14 protein-coding genes and 1 pseudogene are annotated in these 16,431 nt (G+C 45.8%); 12 read left to right on the forward strand and 3 right to left on the reverse strand.

Going from position 1 to position 16,431, the window contains the following annotated elements; translation table 11 throughout:
• Position 1 precedes the first annotated feature (1 nt).
• The 4 genes from HMPREF9007_RS17415 to HMPREF9007_RS17400 are packed head-to-tail and all read left to right on the forward strand — an operon-like array spanning position 2 to position 2,842.
• Positions 2-664 carry a redox-sensing transcriptional repressor Rex gene (locus HMPREF9007_RS17415; protein ID WP_008760805.1) on the forward strand — a complete coding sequence of 221 codons (663 nt, stop codon included), beginning with the start codon at positions 2-4 and terminating at the stop codon, positions 662-664.
• Positions 664-1,278 (forward strand): fumarylacetoacetate hydrolase family protein, encoded by a 615-nt coding sequence (locus HMPREF9007_RS17410; protein WP_008760806.1) that lies wholly within the window; start codon positions 664-666, stop codon positions 1,276-1,278. Before HMPREF9007_RS17415 ends, HMPREF9007_RS17410 begins: the two co-directional genes overlap by 1 nt.
• Positions 1,279-1,317: 39 nt before the next feature.
• Positions 1,318-1,797, forward strand: a complete 480-nt coding sequence (ispF, locus tag HMPREF9007_RS17405; RefSeq protein ID WP_008760807.1) for a 2-C-methyl-D-erythritol 2,4-cyclodiphosphate synthase — start codon at positions 1,318-1,320, stop codon at positions 1,795-1,797.
• A 37-nt stretch (positions 1,798-1,834) separates the two neighbouring features.
• The gene (locus HMPREF9007_RS17400; RefSeq protein WP_008760808.1) at positions 1,835-2,842 is read left to right on the forward strand and encodes a metallophosphoesterase family protein; all 1,008 of its coding nucleotides are present in this window, start codon (positions 1,835-1,837) and stop codon (positions 2,840-2,842) included.
• Here HMPREF9007_RS17400 and HMPREF9007_RS17395 read toward each other — a convergent pair.
• Positions 2,817-3,694 (reverse strand): annotated as a pseudogene (locus tag HMPREF9007_RS17395) (hypothetical protein). The gene HMPREF9007_RS17400 and the pseudogene HMPREF9007_RS17395 overlap by 26 nt on opposite strands.
• Positions 3,695-4,597: 903 nt before the next feature.
• Between HMPREF9007_RS17395 and mnmA the strand changes: the two are divergent.
• From mnmA to HMPREF9007_RS17350, 8 genes are all read left to right on the forward strand, one after another.
• The gene (gene mnmA / locus HMPREF9007_RS17385) at positions 4,598-5,686 is read left to right on the forward strand and encodes a tRNA 2-thiouridine(34) synthase MnmA (protein ID WP_008760810.1); all 1,089 of its coding nucleotides are present in this window, start codon (positions 4,598-4,600) and stop codon (positions 5,684-5,686) included.
• A gap of 24 nt (positions 5,687-5,710) precedes the next feature.
• Positions 5,711-7,066, forward strand: coding sequence for a S8 family serine peptidase (locus tag HMPREF9007_RS17380; protein WP_008760811.1), 1,356 nt, complete (start codon positions 5,711-5,713; stop codon positions 7,064-7,066).
• 89 nt (positions 7,067-7,155) lie between these two features.
• Positions 7,156-8,409 carry an exodeoxyribonuclease VII large subunit gene (xseA, locus tag HMPREF9007_RS17375; RefSeq protein WP_016269417.1) on the forward strand — a complete coding sequence of 418 codons (1,254 nt, stop codon included), beginning with the start codon at positions 7,156-7,158 and terminating at the stop codon, positions 8,407-8,409.
• Positions 8,410-8,420: 11 nt separating this feature from the next.
• Positions 8,421-8,627, forward strand: coding sequence for an exodeoxyribonuclease VII small subunit (gene xseB, locus HMPREF9007_RS17370; protein WP_008760813.1), 207 nt, complete (start codon positions 8,421-8,423; stop codon positions 8,625-8,627).
• Between the two features lie 51 nt (positions 8,628-8,678).
• Positions 8,679-9,698 (forward strand): branched-chain amino acid aminotransferase, encoded by a 1,020-nt coding sequence (locus HMPREF9007_RS17365; RefSeq protein ID WP_008760814.1) that lies wholly within the window; start codon positions 8,679-8,681, stop codon positions 9,696-9,698.
• Positions 9,699-9,738: 40 nt separating this feature from the next.
• The gene (locus HMPREF9007_RS17360) at positions 9,739-10,362 is read left to right on the forward strand and encodes a DUF975 family protein (protein ID WP_008760815.1); all 624 of its coding nucleotides are present in this window, start codon (positions 9,739-9,741) and stop codon (positions 10,360-10,362) included.
• Positions 10,363-10,472: 110 nt separating this feature from the next.
• A complete protein-coding gene (trmB, locus tag HMPREF9007_RS17355) occupies positions 10,473-11,231 on the forward strand; it encodes a tRNA (guanosine(46)-N7)-methyltransferase TrmB (RefSeq protein WP_008760816.1) in 759 nt (252 codons plus the stop codon).
• Positions 11,232-11,313: 82 nt separating this feature from the next.
• Complete coding sequence (locus tag HMPREF9007_RS17350) at positions 11,314-12,414, forward strand: Mrp/NBP35 family ATP-binding protein (RefSeq protein ID WP_008760817.1); 1,101 nt, start codon at positions 11,314-11,316, stop codon at positions 12,412-12,414.
• Positions 12,415-12,533: 119 nt separating this feature from the next.
• Here HMPREF9007_RS17350 and HMPREF9007_RS17345 read toward each other — a convergent pair whose 3' ends face one another.
• Positions 12,534-14,456, reverse strand: a complete 1,923-nt coding sequence (locus tag HMPREF9007_RS17345) for a TlpA disulfide reductase family protein (RefSeq protein ID WP_032850264.1) — start codon at positions 14,454-14,456, stop codon at positions 12,534-12,536.
• A gap of 144 nt (positions 14,457-14,600) precedes the next feature.
• Positions 14,601-16,430 (reverse strand): M56 family metallopeptidase, encoded by a 1,830-nt coding sequence (locus HMPREF9007_RS17340; RefSeq protein WP_008760819.1) that lies wholly within the window; start codon positions 16,428-16,430, stop codon positions 14,601-14,603.
• Between the last annotated feature and the right edge of the window lies 1 nt (position 16,431).

Below are 16,431 nucleotides of genomic sequence, written 5' to 3' on the forward strand. Positions count from 1 at the left end.
AATGGCCGAGAACCAAAAGATACAGCAGATAGATTGTACGAAAGTGCCGGAGCCTACTTTGCGCAGACTGCCTTGGTACTTGTCGAATGTCAAGTTGCTGAAGCAAAGAGGCGAACGTTTTGTCTCTTCTACGCAGATATCTAAGGAAATAAATATTGACGCTTCACAGATAGCAAAAGACTTGTCGTATGTGAATATCTCCGGGCGTACACGTGTCGGGTACGAGGTCGATGCGCTCATTGAGGTTTTAGAGCACTTCCTGGGGTTTACGGAGATACATAAGGCTTTTCTTTTTGGAGTCGGCAGTTTGGGAGGCGCACTTTTGCAGGACTCCGGTCTGAAGCATTTCGGGCTTGAGATTGTGGCTGCTTTTGATGTAGACCCGACTTTGGTCGGCACTAACCTCAACGGGATTCCTATCTACCATTCGGACGACTTTCTGAAGAAGATGGAAGAATATGACGTGCAGATTGGCGTGCTGACCGTTCCTATCGAGATTGCCCAGTGCATCACAGATATGATGGTGGACGGGGGAATCAAGGCAGTCTGGAACTTTACCCCGTTTCGTATCCGTGTACCTGAGGACATAGTGGTACAGAATACCTCCCTTTACGCTCATCTGGCGGTGATGTTCAACCGCCTTAATTTTAACGAAATCAAATAATGAAGATTATTGCCGTAGGAATGAACTATGCCCTGCACAATCAGGAGCTGGGACATACATCCGTAAATAAAGAACCGGTTATTTTCATGAAGCCCGATTCGGCTATTCTGAAAGATGGCAAACCGTTCTTTATCCCCGATTTTTCGAATGAAGTACATTATGAGACGGAACTTGTAGTACGCATCAACCGTCTGGGAAAGAATATTTCTCCCCGTTTTGCCAGTCGTTATTATGACGCATTGACGGTAGGTATTGACTTTACCGCCCGTGACCTGCAACGAAAATTCCGCGAAGCGGGCAATCCGTGGGAACTTTGCAAAGGCTTTGACTCTTCTGCCGCTATCGGCACCTTTGTTCCGGTAGACCGCTACAAAGATATCCAGTCTCTGAATTTCAATCTGATGATTGACGGCAAGGAAGTGCAGCGCGGCTGTACAGCCGATATGCTTTTCAAAGTCGATGATATCATTGCTTACGTCAGTCAGTTTGTGACTTTGAAGATTGGCGATTTACTATTTACGGGCACGCCTGCCGGAGTAGGGCCGGTCAGTATCGGTCAGCACTTGCAGGGATATCTTGAAGGAGAAAAGCTGCTTGACTTCTACATACGTTGACCCGTATATTCTTTATTTGACTCATTTATTAAATAGTTTATGAAAATAAGAGTAGGTTTTGGCTTCGACGTACATCAGTTGGTCGAAGGTCGTGAGTTGTGGCTGGGCGGTATCCGTCTGGAACATTCCAAAGGGTTGTTGGGACATTCGGATGCTGACGTATTGCTGCATACGGTTTGCGATGCCTTGTTGGGAGCGGCCAATATGCGCGATATCGGTTATCATTTTCCGGATACTGCCGGAGAGTACAAGAATATCGACAGCAAGATTCTTTTGAAAAAGACGGTAGAGCTAATTGCGACCAAAGGATACCGTGTAGGGAATATCGATGCGACTATTTGCGCGGAACGTCCCAAACTGAAAGCTCATATTCCTTTGATGCAGGAAACGATGGCAACCGTCATGGGAATCGATGCGGAAGATATCTCGATCAAGGCGACTACGACGGAGAAACTCGGTTTTACTGGACGGGAAGAAGGTATTTCCGCTTATGCTACCGTGTTGATAGAGAAGGATTGACAAAGCAGATTACTAACCCCCTTAAACAATAAATAGTATGAATCGAACTTTAAAATTATTCTTAGCACTGGTCTCTTTGTGTATGACCGTCTTTTGCTTCGCCCAAAAGAGCGAATTACGCTTCAATAAAGATGGTAAATTTAAAATCGTACAGTTTACCGACGTCCATTTCAAGTATAAGAATCCCGCTTCCGACATAGCACTGGAACGTATTAATCAGGTACTCGACGAAGAACAACCTGATTTTGTAATCTTCACCGGAGACGTCGTTTATTCCGCTCCGGCAGATAAAGGTATGTTGCAGGTGCTGGAACAGGTATCGAAGCGTAAGCTGCCGTTTGTTGTCACTTTCGGCAATCATGATAATGAACAGGGAATGACGCGGGAACAGCTATATGACATCATCTGTCAGGTACCCGGCAATCTGATGCCGGATCGTGGCTCGGTCCTTTCTCCGGATTATGTCTTGACCGTGAAAGCCTCTTCTGATGCGAAGAAGGATGCAGCCATCCTGTATTGCATGGACTCTCATTCTTACTCCCCGCTGAAGGATGTGAAAGGTTACGCATGGCTCACGTTCGATCAGGTCAACTGGTATCGTCAGCAGAGCGCAGCCTATACAGCACAGAACGGCGGGAAGCCATTGTCGGCACTTGCTTTCTTCCACATTCCTGTGCCGGAATACAATGAAGCTGCTTCCGACGAAAATGCCATCCTGCGCGGAACCCGCATGGAAGAAGCCTGTGCTCCGAAACTGAATACGGGCATGTTTGCTGCCATGAAAGAGTCCGGAGATGTGATGGGAATATTCGTGGGGCATGATCATGACAATGATTATGCAGTGATGTGGAAAGGAATCCTGTTGGCTTACGGTCGTTTCACAGGCGGAAATACAGAATACAATCACCTGCCGAACGGTGCCCGTATCATCGTGCTTGATGAAGGCGCCCGCACGTTCACTTCCTGGATTCGTCAGAAAGACGGTATTGTCGACAAAGTGACCTATCCGGCAAGTTTCGTCAAAGACGACTGGACCAAGCGTTAACTATTGCCAGCTTCACATTGCTGAGGCGGGTATATTTGGAACCGTAGCTTTCGAACAGGCGTGACACCCGCGCCGATGCTACATATATAATTTCTCCCGGGCGATATTCATGCTCTATTCCGGATAGAGTGCATGATACCGCACTGGGAGTTTTTGATGGGATGCTCATCGTCACCAGGTTGCCGCTGGCGTCGTTCAGAGTCAGTATCTGCTTGACGAAAATTGCGGAGTCGTTCCGTATACTCTTGTTTTATACGGATCGTCTTCCAGGCGTACCCGCATGACTTTCAACTTTAAGTCCGTCAGCTTCTCGTTCACTTCTCCCAGATAGCGGCTTTTTCGGCGTACCTCTTTGCTCTTCCGCAGCATCACGTCCAGATGTACCGAATGATATGCCTGCGCTATTTTGACGAAACGCTCCTGTTTGGGAATCTTCGGAGTAAACTTATAGGCGATCCAGCTTAGATAGGCAGGATCGACTTTGAGGATTTCGTGCAGGAAGTGTCCCCTGTATTTGCCGAAAAAGATGAGGTCGTCACCGTTGCTCTGCATTCTCTTCTCGTTGTAATCCATCAGGATGAGGCACCGTCGCGAATAATAAAACATGGTGCTTGCTATCCGCAGGGACTCGTTGATATCCGGAGATAAATCGTGTATATAGAGAATCGATTGCTTTTCGGGCAGGGGAGAGTAGAGCCAAAGGGAATAGTTGGGCTTTCCCGGTCGGGGCAACACCACCAGATAAACCCCTGCCTCTTTAAAGGAGGCTCTGCCTCGGTTGTATTCATTCAGTTTGGCATACAATAAGGCTTGCTCGCTTTCGGAAATTCCCGGTAATTTTGGATTAGCCATAATTGTTCTCGCTTTTGGTATAATTCAAATATACTGATTTTCTTTCAGAAAAGCAAGCCTTGGCGGGAGTTTCTTCGAATAAAGCCTGTTGGTGAAGTTAACTCGTTTCCGATTCAGATTTGAATCAACCGCTGATTCGCATTAATAGCTAATAAAGCGAAAATAAAAATTAAGTCCGAAGATTATTCTTCTCATAACATCATAAGGTGTTCAGATCAATGACACAAAAAGAGAAAGGTAGTATTGTAGCAATAATTCATCGATTTACCTAGAAAATAAAGAATCTTTCAAAATCAGCACCCACATCTATACGAAAGACTTTGACTAATTATGCGGTAACCGCCAATCATTTATTAATAAATTCTTTCATCGTTTATTATAAACGTCCTCCAAGTTTATTATAAACTCTAATTTCGTTATTCCTGCAATAAACATCCATTTTAAGCAACAAAAAGGGCTGCAATTCCCATAAGGAATCGCAGCCCTTAGCTTGTATCAGACTATCCAACAAGCATTACCCGGAGTGGGAATGCCTGCAATCTGTTATTATATAATACTTATTATTGCTCATTTTTCGTCTATATTATCAATGTTATTGAATTTGCTTCCGGTTTACACTTACAAAGATACAACATTAAAAGCGGTTTGTCAAGTCCTCCATGCTTCTTTCATACATCTGATTACAAATCATACGGATTTGCGCCGAATGATAGTCAGTAGTATCTTGAATCATTTTTAAACCGTTTTGAATAATTAAAGAGACAGTAGGAAATGATTGTCTGATGATGGCAATGGGGCTGTTGCCTGTTCATTCATTCGGGGACGCAAACTTTTCATTTCCTTTTTATGGCTGTCTGACTATAATCTTGTACTTTTGTATTCTTCTAATGATTGGAAATTCGGATGAAAGAGCGAAATAAAAGAGTATTGGTCGGCATGAGTGGTGGTATAGACAGTACCGCTACCTGTCTTATGCTACAAGAGCAGGGATATGAGATAGTAGGAGTCACGATGCGTGTTTGGGGAGACGAGCCCCAGGATGCCCGCGAACTGGCCGCACGAATGGGAATTGAACATTATGTGGCTGACGAGCGTATACCTTTTAAAGAGACCATCGTGAAGAACTTTATTGATGAGTACAAGCAAGGACGTACCCCGAATCCGTGCGTGATGTGCAACCCCTTGTTTAAATTCCGTGTACTGGCGGAATGGGCCGACAAGCTGGACTGCGCCTACATTGCGACCGGACATTACTCCCGGCTGGAAGAGCGGAACGGGCACATCTATATTGTAGCGGGAGATGATGATAAAAAAGATCAGTCCTACTTCCTATGGCGGCTGGGGCAGGATATACTGAAGCGGTGTATCTTCCCGTTGGGCGACTATACGAAAATAAAGGTGCGTGAGTACCTGGCGGAGAAAGGATATGAAGCGAAGTCTAAGGAAGGCGAAAGCATGGAAGTCTGTTTCATTCGGGGAGATTACCGTGATTTTCTGCGCGAGCAATGTCCGGAACTGGATACGGAGATCGGTCCGGGATGGTTTGTCAACTCCGAAGGAGTGAAGCTGGGACAGCATAAGGGAGCACCTTATTATACCATCGGTCAGCGGAAAGGGCTGGAGATTGCCTTGGGCAAGCCCGCTTATGTGCTGAAAATCAATCCGCAGAAGAATACAGTGATGCTGGGAGATGCCGAACAACTGCAGACGGAATATATGCTGGCGGAACAAGACCGGATAGTAGATGAGCAAGAATTGTTCTCTTGTGAGAATCTTGCGGTGAGAATCCGTTACCGCAGCCGACCGATACCTTGTCGGGTGAAACGCCTCGAAGACGGACGCTTGTTGGTGCGTTTCCTTGAGACGGCTTCGGCTGTTGCCCCCGGTCAGTCTGCCGTGTTCTACGATGGACGGCGGGTACTTGGCGGTGCGTTTATCGCTTCGCAGCGGGGGATCGGACTGGTGATCATAGAGAATAAAGACAAATTGTAGAATAAAATAAATAGAGAGATTTAGATGAAAAGATTAGTATTAGCGGCATTGATCCTGACTACAGCGGTGGGAGCATCTGCTCAATTTACCTCTACCGATACCTTGAAATATCGGATCAGCCTCACAGATAAGGCTGCAACCACTTATTCCATCCAGCAACCGGAGGAGTTCCTTTCCAGAAAATCCATCGACCGCAGGTTGAGACAGAAGCTGGCTATCGACTCTACCGACTTGCCGGTATGCAAGAAGTATGTAGATGCCATACGAAAGAAAGGCGTCCATGTGCTTGTCACTGGAAAATGGGATAATTTCGTTACAGTCTCCTGCAATGACAGTATGCTGATCGATGAAATAGCCAAACTGCCTTTTGTCCGTTCCACCGAGAAAGTGTGGCAGGGAAAAGTGTCGGCAGTTACCAAAAGAGATTCGCTGATCAATGATCCGCAGCGTTCGGACAGCCTGTATGGGCCCGCTATCACTCAGATTGAAATGAGCCGAGCCAACCTTCTCCACGATGCCGGATTCAAGGGGCAGGGCATGACGATTGCCGTTATCGACGCCGGATTTCATAATGCGGACAGAATCGAAGCGATGAAGAATATCCGCATACTCGGAACACGCGACTTTGTGAACCCCGAAGCGGACATCTATGCCGAAAGCAACCACGGTATGTCAGTGCTGTCTTGTATGGCAATGAATCAGCCGAATGTCATGGTCGGCACCGCACCGGAAGCCTCCTACTGGTTGCTTCGCAGTGAGGATGAGGCTTCCGAGCATTTGGTAGAGCAGGATTATTGGGCGGCAGCCATCGAATTTGCCGATAGTGTGGGCGTGGATGTTGTGAATACCTCACTGGGTTATTATACCTTTGACGACCCGACCAAGAACTATCGTTACCGTGACCTGAACGGACACTATGCACTGATGTCAAGGGAGGCTTCGAAGGCGGCAGATAAGGGTATGGTCCTCGTTTGCAGTGCCGGTAACTCTGGCAGCGGCTCATGGAAGAAAATCACTCCTCCGGGCGATGCCGAGAATGTACTGACTGTAGGTGCTATTGATAAGAAGAAGTTACTGGCCCCGTTCTCTTCTGTCGGCAATACTGCCGACGGACGTGTGAAACCGGATGTCGTAGCAGTCGGCCTCAAGGCGGATATAGTGGGCACAGACGGTAATCTTCGTCTGGCCAACGGAACCTCTTTCTCTTCTCCTATCATGTGCGGAATGGTAGCTTGCCTGTGGCAGGCCTGCCCGAAGTTGACCGCCAAAGAAGTGATCGAACTGGTGCGCAGCGTAGGCGACAGATCCGATTTTCCGGACAACATCTACGGTTATGGCATTCCGGATCTCTGGAAAGCATACCAAATGAGCAAAGAATAACGAACGGTCCGCTATTCTTCGTTGTTAGGCTATATCAACTTCGCATCTCATTATAGAAATGTGTCATTCATTTATCGTTAATTATGCCTATGGATTCTCTTTCCCTACTAGAGCTAAATGCGCTTGTTCGGCGAAGTCTGGAGCAATGTCTGCCCGATGAATATTGGATACAGGCAGAACTGAGCGATGTCCGTTCCAATACTACCGGACACTGCTATCTGGAGTTTGTGCAGAAAGACCCGCGCAGCAACAATCTCGTAGCCAAGGCACGGGGTATGATCTGGAGTAATATCTACCGCTTGCTGAAACCTTACTTTGAGGAAACTACCGGACAGTTATTTACTTCCGGCATCAAAGTCCTGGTGAAGGTAACAGTCCAGTTTCACGAACTCTACGGTTACAGTCTGACTGTTCTCGATATCGACCCTGCCTATACGCTGGGCGATATGGCCCGCCGTCGTCGTGAGATACTCATGCAACTCGAAGAAGAAGGAGTACTGACTTTGAATAAAGAATTGGAAATGCCGGTTCTTCCTCAACGTATAGCGGTCATTTCCTCTGCCACCGCAGCCGGATATGGAGATTTCTGTCATCAGTTGCAGCACAATTCTGGCGGATTCTTTTTCTATACCGAACTGTTTCCGGCGTTGATGCAGGGCAATCAGGTGGAAGAGTCCGTATTGGCTGCATTGGATCGCATCAATGACCGGGTGAACGAGTTTGATGTAGTGGTTATCATACGAGGCGGAGGGGCGACTTCGGATTTATCCGGTTTTGATACGTACCTCTTGGCGGCCGCTTGTGCCCAGTTCCCGTTGCCCGTCATCACCGGTATCGGTCACGAGCGGGACGATACGGTGCTCGACTCTGTGGCACATACCCGGGTGAAGACTCCGACGGCTGCTGCCGAACTTCTGATTCACCGGATCACCGAATCGGCAGATCATCTGGAAGAGTTATCCGCCCGTCTGCAACAAGGGGCGTATGCCCTGCTCGAACAGGAAGGACGGAGGCTGGGAATGATTCAGACCCGCATCCCGAACCTTGTTCACCGAAAACTTACAGATGCCCGCTTTGCCTTGCTGGCAGCCGGAAAAGACTTGGCGCAAGCCACTCAGACCCTGTTGTCCCGTCATCGTCACCGGCTGGAACTTTTGCGGCAACGTGTGGCGGATGCTTCTCCCGACAAACTGCTGAGTCGTGGATATAGCATCACGCTGAAAGACGGAAAAGCGGTCACGGATGCCGCTTCGCTGAACCCCGGAGACCAGTTAGTGACCCGTCTGGCTAAGGGAAGTTTCACTTCCGAAGTCCGGCTCGATGAGCATTATTATTCATCTTAAATACAATAAATATGGCAGCTAAAAAAGAAACATACTCTCAGGCAATGGAGCGTCTTGAGAAGATAGTCCGTCAGATAGACAACAACGAACTGGATATCGACACTTTGAGCGAAAAAATAAAAGAAGCCAATGAAATTATTGCCTTTTGCACCGAGAAACTGACAAAAGCGGATCGGGAAGTCGAAAAATTGTTGCAAGAAAGGCGGCAGTCTGAATAATAAAAGTTATTTTTGCGAATCAAAGCGTAAAATAAACTAATACATAACGATATGAAAGAAATAGACTGGGCGAATCTGTCGTTCGGATACATGAAGACAGATTACAATGTGAGAATCAATTTCCGTAACGGCGCATGGGGCGAACTGGAAGTCAGCAGTGATGAACATCTCAATCTGCACATGGCAGCTACTTGTCTGCACTATGGTCAGGAAGCTTTTGAAGGTTTGAAGGCTTTCCGCGGCAAAGACGGTAAAGTACGTATCTTCCGTCTGGAAGAAAATGCGGCACGTCTGCAATCTACTTGTCAGGGCATTCTGATGGCCGAACTGCCGACCGAACGTTTCAAGGAAGCGATTCTGAAAGTTGTAAAGCTGAACGAACGTTTCATTCCGCCTTATGAAACCGGTGCTTCTCTATACATTCGTCCGTTACTGATCGGAACAAGTGCCCAGGTAGGCGTACATCCTGCCGAAGAATATATGTTCGTGGTATTTGTAACTCCGGTAGGCCCTTACTTCAAAGGTGGTTTCTCTACCAATCCGTATGTGATTATCCGCGAGTTCGACCGTGCCGCTCCTCATGGAACGGGTATCTACAAGGTAGGCGGTAACTATGCGGCCAGTCTGCGTGCCAACAAGAAAGCGCACGATCTGGGCTATTCCTGCGAGTTTTATCTGGATGCAAAAGAAAAGAAATATATCGACGAGTGTGGCGCAGCCAACTTCTTCGGAATTAAAGATAATACGTACATTACTCCGAAATCATCTTCTATCCTGCCTTCGATCACCAATAAGAGCTTGATGCAGTTGGCAGAAGATATGGGCATCAAGGTAGAACGCCGTCCGATACCGGAAGAAGAACTGGAAACGTTTGAAGAAGCGGGCGCTTGCGGTACGGCTGCGGTAATCAGCCCGATTCAGCGTATTGATGACTTGGAGAACGGAAAGTCATATGTTATCTCTAAAGACGGCAAGCCGGGACCGGTCTGCACGAAACTGTATAATAAGTTGCGTGGCATTCAGTACGGTGACGAACCGGATACACATGGTTGGGTGACGATTGTGGAATAATTGATCTTTAAGTATAATCTCTTTTAATTGCGTAATTACTATGTTGAAACAAAATTCAGAGTTGCGTGCTCAAGCACGTGAAGCCCTTCGTGGAAAGTGGCCTATGGCAGCCGTTGCTGCTCTTATTTATTCGGCTATCGCCGGTGGTTTGTCTTCCATTCCTTTTATTGGATGGATCGGGTCTTTGTTGGTCGGACTGCCTGTTGCATACGGCTTTGCTATTTTGATGCTGGCTGTATTCAGAGGAGCGGAAGAGGTTGATTTGGGAGTGTTGTTCGCAGGATTTCAGGAATATAGTCGTATCTTGACTACTAAACTGCTGCAGGCTGTTTATACTTTCCTGTGGTCATTGCTGTTGCTGATTCCGGGTATCATTAAGCATTATTCTTATGCGATGACGGACTATATTCTGAAAGACGAACCTGAATTGTGTAACAATGCTGCCATTGAAAGAAGTATGGCAATGATGGAAGGCAACAAGATGAAATTGTTCCTGCTTGATTTGAGCTTCATCGGTTGGGCTATCCTTTGCCTCTTTACTTTCGGTATCGGATTCTTCGTTTTGCAACCCTACGTGCAAGTATCTCACGCTGCTTTCTATGAAGATTTGAAAGCTCAGCAAGGCGGTATTAATATCAATGTAGAAGTAACTGTAGAAAGCTAATAAGCGAATAAATATCATTCTATAGAATGGAGTACGGAGCAATCTGTACTCCATTTATTTTTGTAGTTTACGCCAAAAGTAAGTACCTTTGCGTCCTAATCAGTAATGAGATGGGAAAGAATAAATTAGAGAAGTTTGCCGATATGGCGAGTTACCCGCACGTGTTCGAATATCCTTATTCGGCGGTGGATAATGTGCCTTTTGACATGAAGGGAAAATGGCATCAGGAGTTTTTCGGAAATGATCATCCGATTGTGCTCGAACTGGGTTGCGGACGGGGTGAATATACCGTCGGACTGGGCCGGATGTTTCCCGATAAGAACTTTATAGCAGTTGATATCAAGGGTTCTAGAATGTGGACAGGCGCCACGGAGTCCTTGCAGGCAGGAATGAAGAATGTCGCTTTCCTGCGTACAAATATCGAGATTATCGAACGCTTTTTTGCAGCAGGTGAAGTCAGTGAAATCTGGCTGACCTTCTCCGATCCGCAGATGAAAAAGGCTACCAAGCGTCTGACCTCCACTTACTTCATGGAGCGCTATCGTAAATTCCTGAAACCGGATGGAATCATCCATCTGAAAACCGACAGTAACTTTATGTTCACCTATACAAAGTACATGATAGAAGCCAATCAGTTTCCTGTCGAGTTTATCACCGAAGATTTGTATCATTCGGATTTGGTAGACGATATCCTGAGTATTAAGACTTACTATGAACAACAATGGCTTGATCGTGGTTTAAATATCAAATATATCAAGTTCCGCCTTCCGCAAGAGGGAGTTTTGCAGGAACCGGATGTGGAAATAGAACTTGATCCGTATCGTAGCTACAACCGTAGCAAGCGGAGCGGACTGCAAACGAGCAAATGATAAGTAATAAGTGACAAGTAATAAGTAATAAATAGTAATTGAGTGGAGTTCTTAACTTTCCACTCTCAATTCTGAACTAATTATGGCTCTTTATCCGAAATTAATATTGGATGCGCTGGCAACGGTGCGTTATCCCGGTACGGGAAAGAATCTGGTGGAAGCGGAGATGGTCGCCGACAATCTCCGCATTGATGGCATGGCAGTCAGCTTTTCGTTGATATTTGAAAAGCCGACCGATCCGTTCATGAAATCAATGTTGAAGGCTGCTGAAACAGCTATCCATACATATGTGTCACCGGATGTACAGGTAACTATAACAACGGAAAGCAGGCAGGCAGCCCGTCCGGAAGTGGGCAAACTGCTTCCGCAAGTAAAGAATATAATTGGTATCTCTTCCGGTAAGGGAGGGGTAGGCAAATCTACCGTATCTGCAAATTTGGCGGTGGCTTTGGCTAAGTTGGGCTATAAGGTCGGTTTGCTTGATGCTGACATTTTCGGTCCTTCCATGCCGAAGATGTTTCAAGTGGAAGATGCCCGTCCGTATGCGGAAAAGATCGATGGACGTGACTTGATAATTCCGGTAGAGAAATACGGTGTGAAACTGCTTTCTATCGGTTTCTTCGTTGATCCGGATCAGGCTACACTCTGGCGTGGCGGTATGGCGAGCAACGCATTGAAGCAGTTGATTGGCGATGCCGATTGGGGTGATCTTGATTATTTCCTGATTGACCTTCCTCCCGGCACAAGTGACATTCATCTGACCGTTGTCCAGACGTTGGCAATGACGGGGGCAATTGTTGTTAGTACTCCGCAGGCGGTAGCGCTGGCGGATGCCCGCAAGGGAATCAATATGTTTACGAATGATAAAGTGAATGTACCTATTTTAGGACTGGTTGAGAATATGGCTTGGTTTACACCTGCCGAACTGCCGGAGAATAAGTACTATATCTTTGGTAAGGAAGGAGCCAAGAAATTGGCAGAAGAAATGAATGTACCTCTGCTCGGTCAGATTCCTATTGTGCAAAGTATCTGCGAAGGTGGGGACAATGGTACTCCGGTGGCGCTGGATGAAGATACGGTAACTGGTCGCGCTTTCTTGTCATTGGCTGCCAGCGTAGTTCGTCAGGTAGATCGCCGGAATGTGGAGATGGCACCGACTAAGATTGTAGAGATGCACAAATAAGTGCTCTTATTTACTTTAAATATAAAACCTCCCGATGATGTACTTTTGTCTGTCATTGGGAGGTTGTTTTATCTTATCGTATATTGGTATAGCTTGTTGTTACTTTGCGATTGGTGATTCTACTTTTCCAATGCTTTCATCAATTGTTCTTTCATGGTGTCCACTCCTGGGAATCCGGTTTGTTTATAAGTGATGTTTCCTTCTTTGTCAATGACAAAGTAAGTAGGAACGCCCCGGATACTGAACTTCTCGCGCAGATAGCTCCATTGTTCATCCGTCACACGGAAATGTTCTCCGTGAATGTCAGGAATCATGTTTCTCCAGGTTCCCAGCGGAGACGTTTCACCTGTGATGTAAAGGTAGATGATGTCTTTGTCTTTCAGTTCTTTTTTCATCGGGAGAATCTGTTTGTTGGCAGACCGGCATGGACCACACCATGTTGCCCAAAAATCAACTAATAGCGTATGTCCCCGGAATTTGGAGATAATGGAAGGGAATAAATCTTCATTCGAAACTTCTCCTGTCTCATTAACGGTGAATCCTGTTTTCTTCTTGTTGATTTCTATTTGTTTCAGCAGATCATTGTTCATAGCCAGAGCCATCTCATTGTATGCTGCGGGCATAGTTGCCAGTTCTGACTTCTGCTCATCGTTAAGTGGATTGAGGTCTCTCATGGAGACTCCAATTATCTGTGCCTTCAGATTTTGTATTAAATAACCGGTAGCTGTATGATTGCTCAGGCTTTTAAGAATCTTATCATCTATGCCTATACGGCGTATGATGTCAAACAGTATCGGGTATCTGCTGTTGTAACAGGCTTTGGGTGAAAGGATATAGGTGAAGTCCTGAAGACTTTCATAATATCCTTGCGGGATATCAATCTTAGTCTCGGCATAGTATTTATTTGCTTTTTCTCCTTCCAGTCCATTCGTCATGATATGGGCTAATTTCAAGTTCCTTTCAGTTTCGATAATCTTTAGTGCGGCAGACAATTCGAGGTCAGTATTAATAATCTCCTTATATGCTGGGCTTCCTTTCGACTGTGTGATTTGCTTTCTGAACTCGGGGAGTCGGGCAAGTATTTGAGCTTTGTATTCTTCTGCTGTTTTACCATTCAGCTTTTTAATCTGTTGTTGGTATTCTTCATAGCTATTGCCTTCAATGAAACTGAAACTCATAGGATGATCAGCCAGTTCTTGCTGTACTCCGGCCAAATATCCTCCGTAATAGATTTCTTTTCCGTATGGTTTTTCTGTTTGGCGAAGATGTGACTGCTTGCGGGCATTTTCGCGAAGATTGATAACGATTGAAGTGGTTTCCCCCGGTGCCAATAAGTAGCTGACAGCTCCAAAAGGAAACCTGATCATGCATGGGGTGACCATGAAGACATTCATCTCATGATAAAACGTTCCGTCATCCTGAATGCGGATTTTTCCTTCCTGAGCTTCGTCTCTTATTACATCTTGAAAATAAAGACTGCCTTTGTTGGGCATCCCTTTTTGGTAGTCAAGGATTCTTCCTTTGAGGACCGCTTTGGCGTATTTAACAACAGGTTCGGGCAGCGTCGTTTTATGGTCTGCTTTGGTGACTGTTACGTCTTTAGGCAGTCTGAACTTGCTGAATGTTTTCTTGTCCAGCTGTATGCCCCATATCTTATATGCTCCCTCAAAGTCTCCTTCAGAGAAATCCAGGCAAGTCACGTTTTGAGGGATGGGTGGGAAAGTTAATTGGAATTCGGCTTCACCGGATTCGGGCATCCAGAACTCTTTGTCCAGTGTAATGCCGATTCCCTTTCGGACAGGGTATAGGTTGCCATTATTGTCTTTCAGTACACTGCCGGTTGCGATCTTTATCCAGTATTTGGGCCGATAGAAAGCTTTGATATACACAGTGGTGACTGTGTCACTCATGACAATTTTGTCTACCTCTATACTTGAGGAACTCTGAGCTAAAAAGGGAGGACGTTCTACGATTCTGTCTTTAGCTTGTGCCATACAAAGTATGCTTACCAGCAAACTTATCATTAATGCGAATCTTTTCATACGATTAGGCTTTTATCTCCAACAAATGTAATCATATTATTGTAATAATCTATGCAAAAACAGAAAAAGGAGTGGAATCGCTTACGATTGCTCCTTTTTTCTGTTATTTATTTGTTAGGGGAATAATGATATTTCCGGTTTTGCTTATTGAAGTCGGAATGTAATAGGGAATGTATATTCTACGGCAACGGCTTGTCCGTTCTGTTTTCCCGGTTCCCACTTAGGCATACCCCGCACTACACGAATCGCTTCAGCGTCCAACCATGCCGACGCACCTTCTAATATTTTTATATTCGACACGTTACCGTCTTTTCCTATAATAATTTGTACCAGCACTTTTCCTTGTTCCTTATTCTGCTGGGCCATAACCGGATACTTTATATTTTTGGCTAAATAGCGCATTAATCCTTCCTGTCCTCCTGGGAATTTAGGCATCTCGTCTACGACTTTGAAAGTTGGTTCATTATTGGGCGTATCTTCTTTAGGACCATAGCCGGTTACTATGACTTCTTCAAACTTTTCTATCGCTATTGCTTCGGGAGTTTCCGCTGGTTTTGCAGGTTCCGGACCGGACAGACGGAAAGTTACGGGAACCGTAAATCTTACGTTCACAGCTTGTCCTCTTTGCTTGCCGGGTTTCCAATTAGGCATGGCGGTAATCACACGTTCAGCTTCCTTGTCAAGATAGGGGTCTACGCCTCGAACTACTTTAGTATCGCTGATACTTCCGTCTTTTTTAACGACAAAACTGACAATCACACGTCCTTGCTTTCCATTTTCATGAGCTGTTGCCGGATATTTGATATTCTTGGCGAGATATTCCATCAGTGCTGATTGTCCACCGGGGAAGTCGGGCATTTCTTCTACAACTTCAAATACGACAGAATCGTTTACAGTAGCACTTTTAACGGCTGCCGGAGGGGGAGGAGGAGCTACCTCTTTTGTTTTCTGCGTTCCTTTTTTATCCCGTAATGTTGCTACTCCCGTCATTCCATCGGGAAGTTCCGGACCATTGGCGAGTTCGGTTTGCGAAACACCTTGTTCTTCCGGTGCTGCCATCATTTCTTTGGCAAATTCTTTCGTTGTACGAGCTACTACTTCGATGTTGCTGATAATCATCAACAGGGCAGCCAAGGGAAGGAACATCAGATATTTAGTCCTTCCTATTTCTTTGGTTCTTCGTTTATTCATCATTTTGATACGATTTTTAAGTGGTAAAACATTGAAACTATTAGATAAATTTGCTGCAGCCTTGTGATGTGCCAGTCCCAGCAAGTGGTACTGGTATGATTTACTATCATGTCCCGTCTCTAATACCCGGTGATCTGCCATGTATTCCAGATTACCTCTGACTTCCCGTTTCATCAGCCAGACGAAGGGATTGAACCAGCAGAAAGTACACATGATCTCGCTGACGAGTACATCTGCTGAGTGATATTGGCGGGCATGAGTCTCTTCATGCGTGATTATTTCGCTGATCTCGGATTCTGTATGCGATTCCGGATGTATGAATATCCAGTGGAAGAAGGAAAAGGGTCCTGTACCTTTCTTCAATATGTGTACACGTGATCCTTGTATCGTGCTTTTCGGGCATAGGAAATGCAATCGTATGATACTGCCCAGCTGGATCAGGAAGCGTAGGGCAAGAAGTAATACACCGGTCCAGTAGATAAATCCCAGAATTTGTGGGATTAGCTCCTGCCAGTTGGCCGTTGTTTCCTGTGGTGCCTCGATGATTTGCTCCGGAAGTATGATCGTAGCATAAAGATCTGCCATTGCCACCATCGGCTCCTGCTCCTTTATCCACTCTTGAATATTCAGTAAGGGATAGAGCAGAGAGATGCCAAAGAAGCATAACAGAGCGGTCCGTCGCCAGTGGAAGAAGGTGTCTTTATGAAAAAACAACCGATAGAAAGCGTAGAACAATGCGATGGCTACGTTTATCTTTAAGAAATAGGCAAGTTCCGGAGTCATA

The organism is Bacteroides sp. 1_1_14, from assembly GCF_000162515.1.
Taxonomy (GTDB): domain Bacteria; phylum Bacteroidota; class Bacteroidia; order Bacteroidales; family Bacteroidaceae; genus Bacteroides; species Bacteroides thetaiotaomicron.